The sequence below is a fragment of the Bifidobacterium kimbladii genome (assembly GCF_032193675.1).
In the GTDB taxonomy this organism is placed as follows: Bacteria; Actinomycetota; Actinomycetes; order Actinomycetales; family Bifidobacteriaceae; genus Bombiscardovia; species Bombiscardovia kimbladii.
The window spans coordinates 99,103-118,598 of the sequence record NZ_JASTZZ010000003.1 but is presented as its reverse complement, the minus strand read 5'-3'; the positions used below and the strand labels follow the sequence as shown (position 1 = coordinate 118,598).

General features: G+C 53.8%; 19 protein-coding genes. 3 read left to right on the top strand and 16 right to left on the bottom strand.

Features of this window, described 5'->3' with window-relative positions; all coding sequences use genetic code 11:
- Nucleotides 1-742: 742 nt before the first annotated feature.
- On the top strand, nt 743-1,726 hold the full coding sequence (locus tag QRX41_RS05220) for an Abi family protein (RefSeq protein ID WP_313839179.1): 984 nt from the start codon (nt 743-745) through the stop codon (nt 1,724-1,726).
- 1,290 nt (nt 1,727-3,016) lie between these two features.
- On the opposite strand, the gene QRX41_RS05215 is transcribed toward QRX41_RS05220, so the two are convergent.
- The 5 genes from QRX41_RS05215 to QRX41_RS05195 form a co-directional block, all read right to left on the bottom strand.
- Nucleotides 3,017-3,694 carry a response regulator transcription factor gene (locus QRX41_RS05215; protein WP_313839178.1) on the bottom strand — a complete coding sequence of 226 codons (678 nt, stop codon included), beginning with the start codon at nt 3,692-3,694 and terminating at the stop codon, nt 3,017-3,019.
- Complete coding sequence (locus tag QRX41_RS05210) at nt 3,691-4,917, bottom strand: sensor histidine kinase (RefSeq protein WP_313839176.1); 1,227 nt, start codon at nt 4,915-4,917, stop codon at nt 3,691-3,693. Before QRX41_RS05210 ends, QRX41_RS05215 begins: the two co-directional genes overlap by 4 nt.
- 162 nt (nt 4,918-5,079) lie before the next feature.
- Complete coding sequence (locus tag QRX41_RS05205; protein WP_313839174.1) at nt 5,080-5,853, bottom strand: ABC transporter permease; 774 nt, start codon at nt 5,851-5,853, stop codon at nt 5,080-5,082.
- A 23-nt stretch (nt 5,854-5,876) separates the two neighbouring features.
- The gene (locus tag QRX41_RS05200; RefSeq protein WP_313839172.1) at nt 5,877-6,728 is read right to left on the bottom strand and encodes an ABC transporter permease; all 852 of its coding nucleotides are present in this window, start codon (nt 6,726-6,728) and stop codon (nt 5,877-5,879) included.
- Entirely contained in the window at nt 6,725-7,714 is a 990-nt protein-coding gene (locus tag QRX41_RS05195) for an ABC transporter ATP-binding protein (protein WP_313839170.1), read from the bottom strand. Before QRX41_RS05195 ends, QRX41_RS05200 begins: the two co-directional genes overlap by 4 nt.
- Nucleotides 7,715-8,041: 327 nt before the next feature.
- Here QRX41_RS05195 and QRX41_RS05190 point away from each other — a divergent pair, with 327 nt between their 5' ends.
- Together QRX41_RS05190 and QRX41_RS05185 are read left to right on the top strand one after the other, a co-directional pair.
- Nucleotides 8,042-8,845 (top strand): MerR family transcriptional regulator, encoded by an 804-nt coding sequence (locus QRX41_RS05190; protein ID WP_313839168.1) that lies wholly within the window; start codon nt 8,042-8,044, stop codon nt 8,843-8,845.
- Between the two features lie 84 nt (nt 8,846-8,929).
- A complete protein-coding gene (locus QRX41_RS05185) occupies nt 8,930-9,457 on the top strand; it encodes a VOC family protein (RefSeq protein ID WP_313839166.1) in 528 nt (175 codons plus the stop codon).
- 299 nt (nt 9,458-9,756) lie between these two features.
- Here the strand turns inward: QRX41_RS05185 and QRX41_RS05180 are convergent, their stop codons facing one another.
- From QRX41_RS05180 to QRX41_RS05130, 11 genes are all read right to left on the bottom strand, one after another.
- Entirely contained in the window at nt 9,757-10,161 is a 405-nt protein-coding gene (locus QRX41_RS05180) for a DUF2511 domain-containing protein (RefSeq protein WP_313839165.1), read from the bottom strand.
- 58 nt (nt 10,162-10,219) lie between these two features.
- Nucleotides 10,220-11,080, bottom strand: coding sequence for an ABC transporter ATP-binding protein (locus QRX41_RS05175; protein WP_313839163.1), 861 nt, complete (start codon nt 11,078-11,080; stop codon nt 10,220-10,222).
- A gap of 31 nt (nt 11,081-11,111) precedes the next feature.
- Complete coding sequence (locus tag QRX41_RS05170; protein WP_313839161.1) at nt 11,112-11,870, bottom strand: murein hydrolase transporter LrgB; 759 nt, start codon at nt 11,868-11,870, stop codon at nt 11,112-11,114.
- Nucleotides 11,867-12,484 (bottom strand): hypothetical protein, encoded by a 618-nt coding sequence (locus QRX41_RS05165; protein WP_313839159.1) that lies wholly within the window; start codon nt 12,482-12,484, stop codon nt 11,867-11,869. Before QRX41_RS05165 ends, QRX41_RS05170 begins: the two co-directional genes overlap by 4 nt.
- Before the next feature lie 107 nt (nt 12,485-12,591).
- Nucleotides 12,592-13,437, bottom strand: a complete 846-nt coding sequence (locus QRX41_RS05160; protein WP_313839157.1) for a hypothetical protein — start codon at nt 13,435-13,437, stop codon at nt 12,592-12,594.
- Nucleotides 13,438-13,451: 14 nt separating this feature from the next.
- Nucleotides 13,452-14,048, bottom strand: coding sequence for an RNA polymerase sigma factor (locus QRX41_RS05155; protein ID WP_313839155.1), 597 nt, complete (start codon nt 14,046-14,048; stop codon nt 13,452-13,454).
- Between the two features lie 210 nt (nt 14,049-14,258).
- On the bottom strand, nt 14,259-14,792 hold the full coding sequence (locus tag QRX41_RS05150; RefSeq protein ID WP_313839154.1) for a ClbS/DfsB family four-helix bundle protein: 534 nt from the start codon (nt 14,790-14,792) through the stop codon (nt 14,259-14,261).
- A 281-nt stretch (nt 14,793-15,073) separates the two neighbouring features.
- Entirely contained in the window at nt 15,074-16,462 is a 1,389-nt protein-coding gene (locus QRX41_RS05145; protein WP_313839152.1) for an ABC transporter permease family protein, read from the bottom strand.
- Between the two features lie 32 nt (nt 16,463-16,494).
- Complete coding sequence (locus tag QRX41_RS05140; RefSeq protein ID WP_313839150.1) at nt 16,495-17,226, bottom strand: ABC transporter ATP-binding protein; 732 nt, start codon at nt 17,224-17,226, stop codon at nt 16,495-16,497.
- Nucleotides 17,227-17,541: 315 nt separating this feature from the next.
- Nucleotides 17,542-18,582 (bottom strand): zinc-dependent alcohol dehydrogenase family protein, encoded by a 1,041-nt coding sequence (locus QRX41_RS05135; protein ID WP_313839148.1) that lies wholly within the window; start codon nt 18,580-18,582, stop codon nt 17,542-17,544.
- Between the two features lie 250 nt (nt 18,583-18,832).
- Nucleotides 18,833-19,399, bottom strand: a complete 567-nt coding sequence (locus QRX41_RS05130; protein WP_313839351.1) for a DNA repair protein — start codon at nt 19,397-19,399, stop codon at nt 18,833-18,835.
- Nucleotides 19,400-19,496 lie beyond the last annotated feature (97 nt).

Below are 19,496 nucleotides of genomic sequence, written 5' to 3'. Positions count from 1 at the left end.
GCTCGCATGTACCAGAACAGCGGCTTATCTTACAAGGGGTCGCGGGTTCAAATCCCGCCGGCCCGACCAAATAGCAACGATTCCAAGGTCTTAGGCCTTGGAATTATTTGTAGTTCCAGGCCCTTTGATACCTATTTGCATATATTCGGCGCTTCGCTCTTTCTTCACGTTTCCCTTCATTCGCCGACTGTGAGTTCGTGATCGGCCAGAAGATCCTCGGGGTCGGCGTTGAGCTGAGCGTAAGCCGTCATCAGCTTCTTTCTCAGAGTCCCCGGCAACGCGGCCGCGCCTTCCCTTGATGCTGATGGTCTCTGCGGATGCATTCCTGCGCTGATACAGGCGCAAGTCCTCTACGCCATCCTCCTCCCTCCAATCACGTAGGTCGTGGAGTCAACCTGGATCAGTTGACGTTTGTTGCTGGCTTCGGCCTGGCGGACGGTCAGGGTTGAGGTCGCCGGTATCCTCCTGTTCTGTGCAGAACCACAAAGGAGCGTACCCAGGGCAACTGCGGGAGTCTGGTAGAGGGTCATAATCAAATCCACCGCCCTGTGTCTGGTCCGAGATGTCATCTCGTTGAGTGCCGTGTACGCTCAGCCTTAGCTCTGAGCGGCAATCGAGTCTTGAAGTTTTGCGTTCGGCGCCCGCACGATGTAAAGTTAGTGCTGTTAGAAGCCGCCACTGCCTCTACTGCCTTTCGGGGTGGAACGCATACTATGGCGGTATTTTTTTACCCGGAGGGCACATGGGATTCACAACTGCAACCAAGTTGCCCCCATACCCCAGCCATCCTTACCGCGACTCTGCAGACCTGGCCCAACTGCTTCTGGATAACGGGTTGACAGGCATCAGCGTGCAGGACCTTGCGGATCGTTTGGAGTTGGTAGGCTATTATCGCCTCAAGGGCTATTGGTATCCTTTCCTTACTCCTATGGCGGGTAGCAGTAAACGAAAGTTGCCCTTTCTTCTGAAGACTGCTTGGGATCCCATTTGGGAACGGTACGTGTTCGACCAGGAACTACGTAACATCGTCTTCGATGGCATCGTCAGCATCGAGGTCTTTCTCAAAAGCTATATGGCTGCTGAACTTGCCAAAGCAACGGGTCCGTTCGGTTACCTTGAGCCTGCCGGTCTGCCTGGACTCAGCACCGAAGAGCATAAGAGTGCGATTGCCGGCATAGCCAAGGACTATAAGCGATCTTCGCTGCCACAGCTTAAGCATTTCAAGAGCACCTACCGCGACCCGCTGCCGCCCATTTGGATGCTAGTGGATTGCCTGTCCTACGGCGATTTCAAGAAGATCTTCTACAAGGGTGCTGACCCTGCCATCAAACGCAGGTTGGCCTCGCAACTGGGAATCATGTCTAACAAGCCCGGTGTCGGCAATGAGAAATTGTTGCGCGGTTGGCTCGAGAATATCCGTGTCGCCCGCAACAAGACCGCCCACCATGACCGCTTCTGGAACTGCATAGACCCGAAGATGACACCCATCAAACCCAAGCTGTATCCCGCAAATGCCGACTGGTGGGGTAACGAATGGGAGCCCTTCCGCCGACCGGAGTCGAAAGGTCCTGCAGGATTCCTGACCATGGAACACTTCCTCCTGAAGCAACTGGGCGTCACCCATTGGCGTACAAACTTCATAGACCTGATGAACCGCTATCCTGGCATTCCACTCAAACCAATGGGCTTCCCGGACGACTGGCAGAAGCTGCCTATCTGGCAATGAAGTCACTGATCTCCTCATACAAGGTGCCGCCAGTCTGAGTCTCAAAAGGTACGTGATCTTATTGTTAGGGTTTTCGAGCAGTTGCTGTCGTTAAGCGCTTTAACGGTGCGGTAGCGGGATGGTCGAGCTGTTGTAATTTTGGCAGGGTTCAGATAGCCGGCCCGTTGTGATCCTCAATGATTGTTATAGCCGAAAGTTACCCACTTAACCTGCAAGACTGACTGGCTATGCCAGTAACGTGAAACGTTCACTGAATGTCATTTTCTGATCGTCCACAGTTAGCGAGAGAACAATTCTGTACGCATATGTCTGATTTTCCGTTCCTTGATATTATTACGATTCTCGGTAATTTAGTATGACTGCACTAAGATTTGTCGAACAGCAATGATTTCCACCCATTGTGTTTTGAAAACATCGAAGATCAGATTGGGCAAAGTGGTGCACTAACCCAACGGTTTTAGCGCGTATCAGTTATCAGTTAGTAGTGGGAACTTGCTCGCGTCAGCTAAATGCCAGTCGTTACTAGCTACAGTTAAAGGCAGCTAGCATATACACGTATAGCAGTTTTTCTGAACGAGGAGTCGCGCAGGTTCAAATCTCATTGGCCTTGCGAAATATCCAAGTTACAAGTAAATGCGTCCCCAGCCGTGAGGGAAAGCGTTATACAAATTCGCCTGACCAATAACTTTCAGATCTGCGGATAACGAGTTCTTGGAAGGGTTCTGTTGTTCTATACTGGGAGTTATCGCAGATGATTTTGATCGAGACAGTTCTATTAAATGCTATAGTTTCTGCCTTCAAGGGTAGGTAACATTCAGTTTTTTGAAACATAAATTTAGTATGGAAAAGATTTGTCAAAGGTTCGTTTACTGATTCGGCGACTTTCGATTTGTTTGTTCGATAAAGAAAATAACCGCTGAAAGAGATAAAACAAAAAAACGAAAAATAGCAAGGCACAAATCCATGCAAGGTCTTATTGCGTCGAATCGAATTGAGTGAAAAGGCTAGAATACTCGTCGCCGTAATAGCCAGATCGAATTTGTATGGCAGCTGAGACGATTAAGCCTTATATGCTCATTGCATTCATTATTATTGCAACTGCTTTCATAACTACCTCTTTCCACTGCTCTTTGCCTGCACCTACTGATAGTAATTAAAGTTGAAAATAAATAGCTGACTGGTAAATGCAGCATGCCCACTACTAACGCCGTTACAGAGTGAGTGCATATCAACAGCGAATCTACGGCATTGTCCAATCCAGTTCCCTATTTCTGCTTTATTATGCATCATCTACCGGAGATAACGCATGTCGGCCTGATACCAAAGGACGGCGATGTTGATCCGGTCCCTGACTTTGAGTTTTGCCAGTATGCGGCTGACTGTCTTTTTGACCGAATCAGGCTGCAGCTGGAGGCGCTCGGCAATCTCCGCATTCGTCAGGCCTTGGCTGACCAGCGAAGCGACCTCAAGCTCGCGTTTGCCCAGCTGGGCGAATTTTTCGCGAGCCTTAGACTCATCACTGGCTCTTGTCTTTGGGACTCCTCTCCTGATCACTTCGGCCGTGATGCGCGGCGTGAGAATGGCATCGCCTGCATGTACCGCATGGATGGCTCTGTTCAGATCGGCTGTCTTGACATCCTTGAGCAGGAATCCAGATGCGCCTGCCCCTAAGGCTGTGAAGGCATAGTCGTCCTCGTCGTAGGTGGTCAGAATGAGAATGCTTATTTCAGGATGGAGCTTTTTGATACGGTTGGTGGCATCCAGCCCGTCCATGACAGGCATGCGCACATCCATCAGAATCACATCGGGCAAAGGCTGTTGATTTTCGGCGGATGTGACCAGTTTATCCAAAGCTTCTTGGCCGTTGGCCGCCTGCGCAACGACATGTAAGGTTGGATCCTTAGCGACCATGAGTGCCAGTCCCATGCGGGTCGGTCGCTGGTCGTCGACGATCATGACGCGGATCATGCGTTCTCCTTCATGCCTATATTGTTAGCTGCCATTGCGGCTAGCGAGGGTATGTGGGCCTGCAAGGTCCAACCATCAGAACCAGGACCCGAATGGAAGCTGCCACCATGAGCTTGCACCTCGGCTCTTAACCTGGCAAGACCTGTACCATTGCTACTGGTATTGTCGGCTTCGTTATTCAAGATTCGTCCATCATCGCGAACGGTGATATCTATGCCGCCCCGGCTGTCGTGATCCCAGGAGACCACAATACGGTTAACCTCCTGTCCGTGGCGGAGGGCGTTGGTAATCGCCTCCCTGGTGATGGTGAAAGCCAGGTCGGCCTGTTCGGAATCCTGTGGCCGACGACCCGTTTCCGTCAGGGCAGCGCTGATGCCGACATGCCGGGCGTGGTCGAGGATGGGTTTGATGTCATCCCAGCCATGCCTCTCCCCTGTGGCCGGCTGTGGGTCGTTTTTTGGATCTGTCTGTGATTGCAGGGCTTTGACAGCAGTTCGGGTGTCATCCAGTCCCTGCCGTGCCAGGTCGTTAATCATCGAGATAGCCTCATCGATTTCCGGTTTTCCGATGGCATGATCCAGTCCTTCGGATAAGGCGATGATGGCGGTCAAGTCGTGACCCACGCTGTCATGCAGTTGGGCGGCAACCCTGGACTGATGCATGGCCTGGTCCCGCTCATGGGCCAGGGTTAGAGCATGCGAGCGCTCCTCCTCCAATGCCTGCTCTGACAAGCGTGATTGCCTTACGGAGCGTGAGAGGAAGGCGACTGTCAGGCAGAGGGCGAAAGTCAATCCAGTCGGATACAGAAGGTCGGTGAAGAGGACATCATGATGCCAATTGGCAGAGAGTACGATGCTGAACAGTCCTAGAATGGCGGAACTACCCAGCCCAGCTGTCAATGATGTCACGCTCTTGGCTTCTACCGCGCAGGCGTAGAGGCTGACGAGCCAGGGAATGATCAGGTAGGTGCATCCCGAGCCATAGATTGCGGCAGTCAGGGCAAGCATGCCACTGACCACCAGCAGGGTCGCCATAGGATATAGACGGCGCAGGCATAGGGTGACAAGTGCGAGAAAAATAATGACCACAAACAGGGGCAAGCCCCAGCTGGCAGACTTCATGACCTGGTAGAGGGTCTGGTTGGCGCTGCTTGGGGCAAGGATCAGCCTGGTCAGCATCCCTGTCTCGTAGAGGGCGCAGAAAAAGACTGCCACGAAGGTCATATATGGCCGGTTCCACAACTGAATCCAGCCTTGAGTCTTCTTGCCTGCTCTCATCGGTGAGCCTCTTCCTGATAACTGCCGGTATTCCATTATGCTGTCAGACACTGAGATGTGCGGCCTGGCAAGTGCGTTATCCTCTCTTTATTGACTCTGCGCTTAAGATCAGATGGCTCTGCGAGCCTGGTGCCGGAATATAAGGAGGCTGATCAGCACCCAGAGGATTGCCACCATGCACGAGCTTGCCATAGAGGTCGTGGATGCGATATTGCCCATGTCACGGGCTGCGGATGCAGTGGTGATCAAGGCCAGCGGATACGGCAGCGCCAAGGTCGGTGTGGCAACCGACAGCGCACAGCCTGCCAGAGTGAGCAGAAACATGATGCTCATAGTCGAGGCGAAGGATTCGGCTCTGGCGGCTATGGCCTGGGTCAGAGTCATAATCGCCCACACTGCCAGCGTCATTGGTACGCCACGCAAGAGATAGGGACCGAGTTCCGCTGGGTCGAAGCCTCCTACCAGAACACCCACGAGTATGAATTCAGATTCGAAGATAGCGACGGTAAGGAGGGATGCCAGCAGTCCATGCATCATCTTCCCTGCTATGGCAGTCCCAACCATGCCAGAGGCATTAAGACGCTGCCAGTTGCGGCCCTTGTGCTCGTTGGCTTCAATTTGGGCAGCAAAGGCCGCGACCAGGACTGGCATGAAGACCATGCTTGGCAGAAGGATCGCCTGCCCCCAGACCGCTGCCCAGGTCACCCCTTGAGCCTGGAAGTCCGGTCTGTAGCTCCGATACTGGTCCCAACCGTTGAAGGTTCCTATGGCGTCGAAGAGCGTGGTGGCCAGCCAGTACCAGATATTGCCGGCCTTGTGGATCTCCCATTTGCAGGCGGCAATGATTGATGGCCTGTGGCGATGCATCGGGGTGATAGTCATAGCGTTTGCTGGGTACGGACTTGTCATCGGCATAACTCCTTGGCCTTGACGATGAATGCTGATATTCCCGACCAGATAATGCAGACCAAAAGGCTGGTCAGGACTTTTGGCCAGGGATTGGCAACCAAGGTCATACTGGCAAAGCCATCAGGACTGGCAGAAGACAGGAAGGGACTGGCGGCGGAACTGATTCCTGCCGGGAAGAGCCAGCCTAGACCTGGCATATTCATCGGGCCCAGTCCAGTCCCGATCAGACCGGCTATCACACCCAGACCCAGTCCTATGGCTTGTCTATCTATCGTCAGCGAGAGGGCGAGTTGTATAGCTGTGACCGCCATGGTTGAGAAGCAGGCAATCAGTGCCGGAACGAGTATGTATTCGGCCAGACTGCCCTCGAGATGGAATCCTTGTGCTGAAGCTGCCAGCGGTACCCACGTCAGAGGAATTACGAAACATAGCGTAATCACACACCCAGCAACTATGAGCTTGGTAAGAAACCTCTCAGTCGCATCCTGTCCTAGGGAGCGCCATTTGAGATCCATGCGCTCGCCGCTCTCCAGGACAGCAAGTCGGCTGGTCAGCAGAGCGGCAAGAATGGGCGCCAGCAGGCCAACAGTTTGGTAGATCTCACCTTGAGCAAGGGCTACGGCATGTGTGGCAGGGTTCGCAGATTCTGCTCGTTTTATGAATGCTAAGCCCGACCATGCCGAGACTAGAGCAATCATGCCCAAGGCCATCCACCAGAATGATGAGCCTTTCAACTTGTGCAGCTCCATCGAAAGCAGAGTAAGTAGCCCTCCAGGATGGGATGAGCGTGGCGGTTTCCCCAATCGAAATTCTTCGGACCGCACGGAGATTGATTCGACAGAGCTCATCGTGTGCTCCTCTGTTTATGACCGGACGGCTCCACAGGGCCCTGCGCAACATGGCTCTGCGGGTTTTCCACTAGTTCGAGGAAGGCTTCTTCCAAGCTCTTGCGTTCGGAGGCGACACGGTATACCTGCAGACCATGCGATACCAGCCGAGTCACCAGCGCCCCGATTTGCGGATCGGGCATCTCGGGAATGCGCAGGGTTGCGTTCTTCCAGATATATTCGTGTTGAATGCCTTGAGTTTCGAGCATCTCTGACGCGAGCCCAGGATCGGACACCCGTAGATCGATATGACCCTCTTCCCGCAGGTTTTTCAAAGTTCCCTGGTAGAGCAAATGACCATCGGCAATGATGCCAACCACCGGAGCCATCTTTTCAATCTCCGACAGGATATGGCTGCTGATGATGACAGTGACCCCCTCCGAGGCGGCCAGGTCTATGATCATCTGTCGCATCTCGACCACTGCCTCGGCATCCAAGCCATTGGTGGGCTCATCCAGGAGCAGAAGCTCCGGCTGGGAGATCAGCGCCATGGCGATACCCAGCCGCTGCTTCATTCCTAGGGAATAGGCGCCCGCCTTCCTCTTCTCGTATCCCCGCAATCCAACCTTGGTTAGCACTTCTGAGGCAGCTGAAACTGGCAGACCCAGATAATCGGCTACCATGCGGCAGTTGTCTAGGCCCGACAGGCCTGGATAGAAGCTGGGTCCTTCAATCATGGAGCCCACACGGCCCGGCTGGATCGTAGTCTTCTTTCCGACTTGCTGTCCTAGCAGCCACATGCTTCCGGCAGTCGGTTTTGTCAATCCCAGAAGGAGCTTCATGGTGGTCGATTTTCCGGCTCCGTTTGGTCCCAGCAGTCCGTAGACCCCGCCTGCCGGCACCCGTAGATTCAGTCCATCCACGACTTTGAATCCGCCATAGGCCTTGACCAACCCCTGTGTGGACACAGCCAGTTGCGGGTCGTTGTTTCCGTCCGTATATGCCATTGCGCCTCCCCTTCCAATCGGAATTCAACTGATTCCTATGCAAGTTCGACGGGCGCAATCCTTCAACGCGGGAAAAGAAACTGTCCCCTGCAGGGGACACGTCGCTGCTGACGAGGCTAATTTGCGCCCATGGGAAAGGAGTCACGCTGGATTTAGTCGTTTTCATAATCGGAGGGGGAATACTTCGCAAACAAGCAGGATCAAAAGCTGCCTCCTCAAGAACCTGTTATTGGGCGTTTGGGGACGGTGCGTGCATGCACTGCCTCATCCATCCCCATAAAACGAACGATTTGACCTTGACATGATGGCAGGGTTTAGGGTCAAGGCATGACACGAGAGAGCAAATCCGACGGAGAAGGCAGCAAGAGCGGCTTGAGCATCGGTCAGATGTCTGAGCTTACGGGGGTCAGCCGGAGAATGTTGCGCCATTGGGAAGGGGAAGGACTGATCTCTCCCATTCGTGGCCAGTCGAATTACCGGCAATATATGCAGGATGACGTCGCACGGCTGGAGCGAATTGTGACTTACAGGGAGATGGGATTCAATGCCCGACAAATCAAGGCATTGCTCGATTGCAAGACACCGCTTGCTTTGGACGAGTTGCAGGGACAGCGCTCGCGAATTGATGAGAAAATCCAGCATCTTAGGAAAGCTGCGGATCGTCTGGACCGACTCATAGCCCTTGCCGAGGGAAGATCAGGTAATGATTCAGCACCTACGAAGATCGATCAGGAGGACCGGTACTTTTCGGAAGCATACGAACGCTGGGGTGCGAGCAGGCAGTGGCTTGAGTATGCGGAGCGAAAAGCTTCCCGCTCCGAACAAGAACAGAAAAAGGACATGACCCGGCTTAAAGACGTGGAAAGTGAGCTTGCACAAGCCAAACGAAAAGGTCTGGCTCCGACATCAGATAAGGTTCTCGAACTGATTGACGAGCATCGGCAGGCTTTGTCATGGTTCCATGTGACGCCGTCCATGCATGTCATTCTGGGGCGAATGTATGTGGCCGACCCGCGTTTCAGGCGCCATTACGAACAACTGGAACCTGGATTGGCGAAATGGATGCTGGTTGCAATCGAAACTGCAGCGCGTGCAAACGGGATAGATCCGGCAACCGTCGAATGGGAGTGATGCAGTCAGTATCTTCCCTCTACGTATCACGTTTTCTGTTTGACTACGCAATTCAAAACACTTCAACTAAGGAACGAGGTAGCCATGGACAACCATGACCAGCCCAAAGCTACTGCTTATGCAGGTGCAGGCATAAGTCCCGTGCCGGAGCCGGGGAAGGATGCGGAACCGCCGGAGCCTTATAGGGGCATCTATCTCATGCCCATGTTCATGTGCCTGTATAGCGACGATCTGGAAGAATCAGAGGTTTTCTGGACGCAGGGCTTGGGCTTCATCAATTTATACACCATGCCGGGCATGATGATTCACTTGAGGCGCTGGGCCTTTCAGGATGTGCTGATTCGTAAGAGTGGTTCCAATACTGTCGACTCTGATACGGATATGGAGTCCATAGGAAGCCTGAGCGTAGCAGTCACGGAAAAGCAGATCAGCAAGATTGTGGATGCATGCGAGCGCCTTCGTCCTGGCTCCACTTCAGCTCCAATACGTAAGCCGTGGAACTCACTCGAAGCCAGGATTCACACTCCGGAAGGCCTGGCCCTTACTCTTACGGCTGCCTTGGCTGTCGATAAAAGGCAGACCGAAGTTTATCTGAACTCTCACGGTCAATGAGCAAAGATCAAGCCCTCCTCCCCTGTCATGATTTGATTCTAAGAGCATCGATTAGATGTCCCTAACGGCTGGTGGGTTAAAACATAAGGCTCTATGTCTTTGAGCAGATAATTATTGGCTCCAGCCTCGATGGCCGGCAAAACATGGTGGTAAGAGGTGCATTCCAACTGCGCTGCCAGCCAGTTGAATGGCACGGTTGTACCAGAATGTAGATGCGTAATCCGGCAGGCTGCTCTGGACCCGGTAAGATCAGGTAGGCTACCTGAAGAGGACAAACCGCAAAGCCCTGTAAAAATGGTTTATTTTGGGACGTCACAGACCGAGAAGGCGAAACTCATCAGAGTTCCTACTGACTTACTCTTATCTGATTTTAATGTTTCAATGCTTTTGAGATGCTCGTTGTCTTGTACCTGGTTCAGCGCGTACTGTGCGCCATCTGAGGTGGTAAAGCGGAGGATTGGATCTCCCTGCTTGCTGAGCTTGCATGACACGGTGCCCTCATCAACTTTAAGAGGCCAGGTGTGACCCAGATCTTCTTTCGAAATTGTTTGTGGGTTGCTGGTAGCTGCCACTTTGTTGCTTCCATCAGTGGAATATTCTTCAGGGTGCCTCATGCCATCAGTGCAGCCGTCAACCCCTACTGTCAGCATAATTGTGGCGCATATAAGGGAAAGGGTCCTGAGGCTCTGCTTGGTTCGCTTCATAATGGTTCGTCGTTCTTTCATACTTGAGTATTGGGTGTCCTTATACAAGAGGCGGTATCTAGCGCTCACTGGCTAAGGCCATATATCCGTCCTCAAGATTGGGTGCGGTCTCGGCAGAGCCTGCAGGCGGGGTGTCGGTGACTATGCGGTATCTTGTCCCCTGTGGGGTGGGTTCCCCGTTGATGATTGTGGCATTTTCCGGTGGGGTTGCGATAGGGGGCGTGATCCAGGTATGACCGGCAGCTTCATGGATCAGCCCCTCGGTTGGCCCGTCATACTGGTTGCGCCCGAAACGTAATACACACACCCAGGGGCAGGTTTGTGCAACGTCATCAAGTATGTGGGTGGAGAGGATAACGGTTCGATCCTGCCCCAGCTGGGCAAGGAGCGTGCGGAACCGCATGCGCTCTTCGGGATCCAACCCCGCTGTGGGCTCGTCGACTACCAGCAGCTGGGGGTCGCCTATAAGGGCCTGTGCGATGCCAACCCTGCGCCTCATACCCCCGGACAACCCTCCGATAGGTTGGTTCATCACGTCTTCCAATCCCACCTGTTCCAGGAGGGTATGCGCCTGCTCCTGCCGCACCTGTTTGTTGTCAATCATTTTCAAGATGCCGATATAGTCAAGGAATTCAAGCGGGGACAGGTTGTAGTACGGGGTGATGTGCTGTGGCAGATAACCCAGGTGCCGTTTTAGATTTCGCCTGTTGGCCGGCGAAGACAGATCTTGTCCATCAATAAAAACTGTACCTTTAGTCGGTTTGATTATTCCGGTGAGAATGCGCATGAGGGTTGTTTTGCCGGCACCGTTTGGACCAATAAGTCCTATCATGCCCTGTGGAAGATCGACGGTCAAATCGTTTAAAGCGGCTGGTCTCCCCCGAAAATCCTTGGTCAGATGGTCAATAGAGATAAACATGTGAGTAATTCCTTTCAAAGTCAGTGGATAGTCAGACCCGACCTTTTATGTGGTTGGAGACTAGGTTTGCACCAGTGAAAAGGAGGAAGATAATACATACCTGCCAGAGCAGGGATATGACTCCTGATTGGACGGTAAAGGGGCCGTTCGCTGGTGCGTACATAGTATCTGTATGGAACCATCCCTGCGCAATGGGATCACCAATGACGGCCAGCGGGCCGCCATTGAGCGTTGGAAGTGGCAATAGGGGGGTATAGAAAGCCAGCCAAGCCCATACCAGGACGGCAAGAATTCGGGCTACGATTGTGGGCAACAGGGCTCCTAGCAGGGCGGATATCCCCATAGCGATCAGCATTGATGGCGAGAGTATGACAAGTGCTACTGCCAGGGCCACAAGTATTGCCTTACCGTTGCCGTTAAAGGCTTGGTAGATTGCGATCAATACAAGGAAAAGCAGGGAAGATGATATGCAGATGACCCAGGCTCCCAAGACATGAGCTGAGCGGATGACGGCCATCGGCAAGGGGGAGGTGGATTCAAGCTCGTCCATACCTGTTCGCCTGCCGGCAGTCATCAGGTTGCTAAAAGATGCTGCGTATGCCAACGGGGTGAACATAGCAAGAACCTGTCCCGTAAAGACAAGACCATCTGTGTTGCTGAATCCAGGTGACATAGGAGATGCATAGGCCAAAAAGAGTGCGAAGAGTGCCAGCGGCATGCTGGCTATCCACAAGGCTTTGCGCCGATAAAACATCAGTAGCGTGATGCGTACAAGGCTCAGTATCCTCATAGGACAGCGACCTTTACGACATTGCGCTCCGCATCACCGCACATGTTCCATCCGAAGATTGCGCCTGCCGCTGCAATAATCATTGGGATCAGTCGTTGCCGGACTGGATCGGTTATGTATGGATCCCATATAAAACATAAAAACAGCCAAATAGCCATGGAAGCCAGCGACGATGTTGGCATAGACGTGGTGAGTACGGCTATAAGGAAAACCAGACAGGTGACAATGAATATACTGCCAACCGGGGTAATGATGCTCACCCATCCCATGTCACGTGGCCAAAGTCGCATCACATGCAAGCCGATAAAGAGAAGGCCTGCGGCAGCAAGAAATGCTCCGGTAATGATAAGCAGCCTGGTCACTTGAACCTTCCGCCATCCAGTTGGAGTTGACTCAGTAAGTTCAACGATTGGGTCACCATTGAGCACAAAAGCTGCGCATAGGCCAGCAGCAATTACTGGCACTTGGGTGAGAACCATCATAACCGACCGTATGCGGCTCAATGACCAGATGCCCTCCAGTACGAAGCCCGCAAGAAGAATACCTGCGGTCAGTATGAACGGCAGCAATACCAGCCTATAAAGCCTCTTGAACTGTATACCTACGAAAGCCAACCTCGTCCACCTTCCTCATATCTGGTTTTGGCCTCGGCTGCCGCCAGACATTGCTCGCTGCTCGTTCCGTCTGCTTAGTTAGTAGCGAGAGAGGATGGAAAGGTTCATTAATTTTTATCTCCACCGGCGAGTCGAGTATGCCAGGCAAGAGGGGCTGTAAGGATAACAGCAGATATGAGTCCCACTGTAACGAGGATGAACCCTGCCCAGGCTGCGGCGGTAGTGGGTGCCGAATTGACCCATGCCGGTAGGAAAAATGATGACCTCAAGTTCTGCAAAGTTCTCAATAGTGGTGCAAGTATCCCTAGGAGTAGTGCAATCCAAGAGCATTGCCATATGCATAAGAGGGCCACGATATTCGCCAGGAGTGTTATGGGGCCTATCGTTTGGACAACAACTGGCAGGGGCCTTATTTCCGGGTTGATGGCAGCGACAATCAATAAGGCTGCTCCCCCGATGGCAATGTTGGAGATAAAGGCCAGCAATAGCCTAGAAGCTACTACAACTTGAGGTCCCAGGGGCATACTGAGCATTAATTCACGATCATCTTTAATGGAAAAGACCAGGATCATGGTCAGTGCCATGTTGAGCATGAGCATATTTGAAAAGATATGCGTACCGAGACTGCCGTAACGTGCACCTTGCATAAGGTTGCTAATTAAAACCGAGCACGCTGCTATCGCGATTTCCACCAGTAAGATATATCGCGGCATGAGGCGTAATTGTGCCAGAACAAGCGGGCCACAGGAACGCACTCGACGCATGAATGGTATTGGTTGATCCGTTGCCAGCGACGGCTTCTGGTGGATGGCCTCCATTACGCTAGTAAAAGCCGGAACTGCCGGCTGGGCATTCTGCTCTTTTTCCCTAAGCGCCTCTTGAACTTCACCCCGGTATTCTTCGGTGACTGGGCCTGTGCTGTCTGGGCTTGTGCTCTTATATCGGTCTGTCATAATCACCCCTTCAATTATCTCTGGCTCGGCACTTTATGGGGTTTGAGTGGAGCGAGGTCGGTCAACTGTGGGCGTAGGATCTGCCTTGCCCGAGCAATACGAGACTTCACAGTCCCAACCGGGACGTCGAGCAGGGAGGCTATTTCCGTGTAGGGTAACTCGTGGAGCCAAGCCAGCGTCACCGTGTATGCCATTTCTGCTGGGAGTGCATCAATCCTTTGCCGTATTATTTCCATCGTCAGATCCTTATTGACCAGTTCCACAGGCTCCAGCTGATCATCGGTTATCGAGTCAAGTTCCGCCTGATCCATTTGGTCAGGTAGTTTCGGTTTGCGACGTTTCATATAAATTTGCCGCCGGGCAATGCTGAGTATCCAGGTAAGCACCTTGCTGTCTGCGCGGAAGGTTTTTGAGGAACGCCAGCAGCCCAGCCATGTGTCAGCAAAAACTTCACTGGCGTCCTCATCGTCGGATATTCGCAAGGCAATAAAGGCTTGGACGGTATGGGCATACTTATGGTAAAGTGCTTCAAAGGCTGATTCATTTCCGTCAGCCACCATCTTGATCAGCCTTATATCATCAGCATCTGGATCAATGCGAGATCGTTTCACTGATGATGTCCTTCTCTGTATTGTCTACATCCTAGATATCGTCCTGCATACTGTTATGCAAGCGGTTATCGCGGTTATGCTCCATTGCTATTACCAATATACTGGGATGCTGCTTTTAGGGTCGCCCGTACTGTGAATTTAGTCGCAAAGTCGCAGGGCAACCCATTACTGTCTGTGAGTGAAGCTGGCTCTTTTCAGGTGTCCTAGCGCTTATTTGCGTCCTTTCAAGTACTTCCGTATCTTCTTCAGGGCCCAGTCGTAATGGCTGGAGGTCGAAGAGATGAAGGCGGAGCCCAAGGTAGAGTTTCCGGTCCATGGGAGGGCGCCCTTGCTGAATAGCTGCTCGTTGGTGAAGGATTGCGCCAGGGCCATGACCTTCTTATGGGATTCGATAAGCAGGTTCAAGGCCTGATCGTAGGCGGTGTCATCATGCTTGTCCCGCAGCTTGACATTCATCTCGCCGTAATTGCGCCAGTTGTAGCCGTCCGGAAGAAAGTCGTGGGTCCTGCCCTGCTGGTTGTCCTCCACCCAGTTCAACAGCAGCTGATGCCACTCGTAGAGATGGACGAGCACATCTTTGATGTTCCTGTCGCGTGCCCAATGGGCCCCCTTCTCCTTGCTCAGGTCGAAGGAAAAGCGGCCATTGCGTTCTTCAGGTGTGAGCGGCTCAAGCAGCGCCATGAGTTTGTCGAAGCCATCATCAGCCGCCTTGATGAGTTCTTCCTTGGTGGTCGGTCGCGCCATGACGGTCCTCCATTTGTCTGTCGTTGACAAGATTTGACTGGTTCATCGTCACCTGTCACGGTTTGTCATTGACTGTACCCTATATGGGCCTTGCAAATGCTCATGTGTAGGAAATCGTCGCGAACTCAAATGCTCACAGTTGCACCTATCAATCAAATTCATCAAGCCGAGCTCTGCATATGCCGACTTAATTTATTTGACAAGGGGCATGAAGGAATGGCAGAGGTCGGCAGGCTTGCTGTGGCTCAAATATGTACCCGGCTGCATACAGCGGGACTTTATTACTCGCCTATGGCATGCGATATGACGCTGACAGAGTTCTCGAATCTGGTGGTCAGGGCTTGGATTCCTGTGGCTGCGGCACCAAGTAGGGATGCGATGAGCACCACTACGATCCAAGCACCCCATTGCACGCTCATCTGTGCTTTGCCCATGAAGCGTGAGAGCATGAAGGTCAGGGATGAGGTGCAGAGCAAGGTGATGATGAGGGAGAACAGTGTGCTGGTAATCATAGTGATGATGCCGTCAAGTGCGCCCAATACTCTGAGCTGGCCGATTCCGGCACCTGATACGTAGGTCAGCGCCAGATCAAGTCCTCTGCCTTTGGAAGTGATCAAGGTGCCTGCAATTGCACCTGTTATCGCGATGATCAGTGGCGGTCCAGTGAGCGCCAGGAGACTCGCAAACATGTCTGCGGTCGCCGGAGCAGTGCTGTCTGGTGTGGGGGGCAAAGCGACTTGCATGGTGGTGATCATCGTGCTCAACCCTCCGCCGACGGTCATCAGCAATGACAGACCTGCAGTCATCGGGATGATCGCCGCTCCCTGGCGCTGTATGCTGCCGACAGCCTGCTGGCCTGCCAGCCTCCAGGTTCTGGATGGCAACGCCACAATACGCGTCCATATCGCCGTGAAGCCGGGCAGGAAGTATGGTGCGAAAGCTGCCAGCGAGAATATCAGGAGGAACATGCCGCCCATGGCGAAGGCGAGAAATACCGTCATCCGATCCGCAGCGGCATTGCTGCTCATCTGACTGGCAGGAGGGTTGGTTGCAAGTGCAAAAGCTGGAATCAGCAACATACAGCCCGCGCCAATCAAGCATACGATTCCCAGGAGGAAGCGGAAGACGCCTATCCGCTTTGGCGGGTTCTGGGATTGCCTGAGGGCTTCCATTGGTCGTATTTTCGAGAGCGAACGGATAGTCAACAGGGTGCTTATGAAGATGGGCGCAGCGCTGAAAGCGAGGCCCTTGCCCAGCGAATTGAACAGGTGGCTGCTGGCATATGTCAAATGCAAATCGAGTGGATTTGTCACCATGGCGAAGATCAAGGGTGTAATCACTGGCAGCAAAAGGCAGGTGGCTGCAATAGACAGGATGCATAATCCCATGACAATCAGCAGATTCCAGACCAGCAGTTGCCAAGGCAGAGCGCCTTGCAAAACCATGAGCGCCAGTTGATGCCGTCGTTGATTCAGTGCTGAGTTCATGACCCATAGCAGCACAGCTACGGTGATGATCACGCTGAAGGCTAAGGCGGGACCAGTGTATGAGGATCCAAGTTCCTGCTCCGGACCCTGATAGTCCTGATCAATGATTGCGGCGACAGCGATGAGGGAGCAGATGACAGTCTGGGATACGACCATGGCCAGCAAGACGGCGCTCCAGACCATGGGCGCTGCTTTGAGTTCGGACAGAGCGCCTCTCATGCCATGGGCGCTTTCGCAGAGAATGACTGGCTGATACGGCCATCGCGCACGGCAAACAGCCGATCGCACTGACCCGCCACCTCATTGTTATGCGTCACCAGTACGATGGTTTTCTTTTCGTGGTTGGCAAGGTCCTTCAGCACCGATATGACCTTTTCTCCGGATTCCTGATCCAGGGCGCCAGTCGGCTCGTCCGCGAATACCACGTCTGCGTCGGATAACAGGACGCGGGCCAGGGCAACACGTTGCTGCTCGCCGCCCGACAGCAGGGTGACGCTTTTCTTTTTCTGATCGATCAGGCCAAAGTACTTCAAGAGGGAATCCGCCGTCTTTCTGGGAAAGCGGGATCCGCGAAGGGTGAATGGCAGAGCCAGATTCTGTTCGACTGTCATGCTGGTGATCAGGTTGTAGGACTGGAATACGAAGCCTAGATGCTGGCGTCTGAACTTGGTCATGGCCGACAGCCCCAGACGGGTTATGTCCTTGCCCAGCAGAAGCACATTGCCGCTAGTGGCCTTCTCCAGCCCAGCCAGGCAGTACAGCAGCGTCGATTTGCCGCTGCCTGACGGCCCTATGATGCCGGTCATCTCCCCCGGATAGGCAGTGATTGCTATGTCATTGAGAATGGTCAGTGAATCGCCGCGTCGCGGGGAGACCACCATGGACAGCCCCGTAGCTTCAATCGTTGGTGTCGGGCCTCTGCTCACGCTTACGTTGGGGTTATTCATAGTTGCATCTTTCCCTTGGATGATCATCGACGACCTTCCAGACCGAGGCATCTACGCTCAGTAATGCTGATTCGCCTCGCAGATGTCATGTGCCCTCGTTCGTCGCTTGACCCTGTATGACGGTCATCCTTGTCGTCATCAGTCACTTCCATTGATATCAGCGAAAGAAAGTATGAAATACCCTGATTTACCCTGAATTATCCCTGACACGGCCCTGATTTTTTCGGAATAAGAGGCATGTTCAGGCAGGCATGCTTACGCGGCGCCACCGGTAATGTCAGCAGCGCCGAGAATCAGCTGATTACTGCTGCAGCCTCATTCGCCAACCAGCAGTAGGGATTTGATGGCGGTGCGCTGGTCCATGGCCTCATAGGCCTCCTGGATGTGATCCAAGGCAAAGCGCTTGGTGAAGACCTTGCCTGGCTGGATGCTGCCCTTGAGCACCTGATCAAGCAGCAGATGCCTGTCATATGTGGTGACTGCGGCCGTGCCTCCTCGCAGCCCAACATTGCGCCAGAAGAGCTTAGAGGTGTCCATGGTAGCCTGCTGCGGCACACCGACCCTGCCGACCACTGCGCCGGGCCGGGCCACCCTGGCGGCGGTGTCGGTGGACAGTTCGGTGCCCACGCATTCCAGAACCGCATCGGCTCCGCCTCCGTCGGAGAGGGCCATGACCTGCTCCACAGCAGCGTTGCCGCGTTCGGCCACGATGTCAGTGGCCCCGAATTCACGCGCCAGCTTCTGGCGGTCCTCATGCCGACTCATGGCGATGATGCGTTCGGCCCCACGCAGCTTGGCTGCTATGACTCCGCACAGACCCACCGCTCCATCTCCCATGACTACGACCGTATCGCCCTCTTTGACCTGGGCTGTAGCGGCTGCATGATAACCCGTGGCCATCACGTCGGAGAGGGTCAGCAGGGAGTCGAGCATGTGGTCGCTGTAGTCCTCAGGTTGGCCTGGAATCTTCACCAAGGCCCAGTCCGCGTTGGTGAATCGCAGATACTCGCTCTGATAGCCGCCGCTCCCCCGCCTGTCCGGATCAAGGCAGTCACCGTCGAAGCCGGCCCTGCAGGCCGCGCAGTCCCCGCAGCCATGAGTGAAGGGTGCTATGACGAAGTCACCAGGTTTGACATGAGTGACATCCGAGCCCACCTTTTCGACCAGACCGACGGCCTCGTGCCCTACATGACTGCCTGAGGGCATTGAGGAAATACCCCGGTACCACCACAGGTCGGATCCGCACACGCAGGCCCGGATGACCCGAATCACGGCATCTTTAGGCTTTTCGATGGTCGGCATCGGTGCTTCCTCCAGCTCGATGCGGCCTGGCTTCACAAACTTTGCTGCCTTCATGCTCTTGCTCCCCATTCTTCACTACCTGGCGTATTTGCCTGCCAAGTATGCGGATGAAACATAGTCTACGGAGTTCAATCCGCTTGAAGTCAAGTCGATGCCTTATTGTGCGCGATTCACCGAGGTTCGGACAAGATTGTTACGCGGGAACACGGTCATAAGATGCAGCCATATATAGGTGCCGTATAGGGGTGCCGTATCGGGATACCGTCATATGCCTTGTGACTCGGCCGAACCTCAAGGGATCAACTCATTTGGAGGAGCTTTGTGGGCTGCCAAGTTCCTTAAGGAAGGCGGCATAGGCTTGGGGGTTGCGATGGTTTTTGCCTGCTTGGACAATCAACCCGTGATATTCGCGCAAGTCGTTGAGCGGCCATTGATCAACCTGAATAAAATCCGCCTCGTACTCTTCGCCCTCCTGGTATGACCGCAGGGAGGCCCAACCCAGACCGTCCAGCATCCGGCGTGCATAGGCGTCCCAGATAAAGCAGCGCTGGCCGAAGGCATAGAGCCGTATGACATCCGCCGTCTCGCGTCCAACCCCGGCAATGGTGAGCAGGTCGTCACGCAGACCTTCATCCGCGCAATCCTCGACATCGGCTGTGCGGATGCCGTGAGCCAGCAGCCACTGAGCCAGGGCCTTGCAGGTGCGTGCCTTGGCCTTCATGAAGCCGCTTGATCTGATCAAGTTCGTCAGCCTTGTCAGGTCAACGTCGGCCATGTTGCAGGGGTTAAGCAGATCGGCCGTGCGCAGCTGCTCGATGGACATGGCCGCGTTCCCCCAGGCTGTATGTTGGACCAGCACCGCTCCGATCATCATTTCGAAGTCGGTCTCTGCCGGCCACCAATTCTGCAATCCCAGACGAGCGAGCAAACGTGAATACAGCCACTTTGAGCAACCGGCATTTATCCTG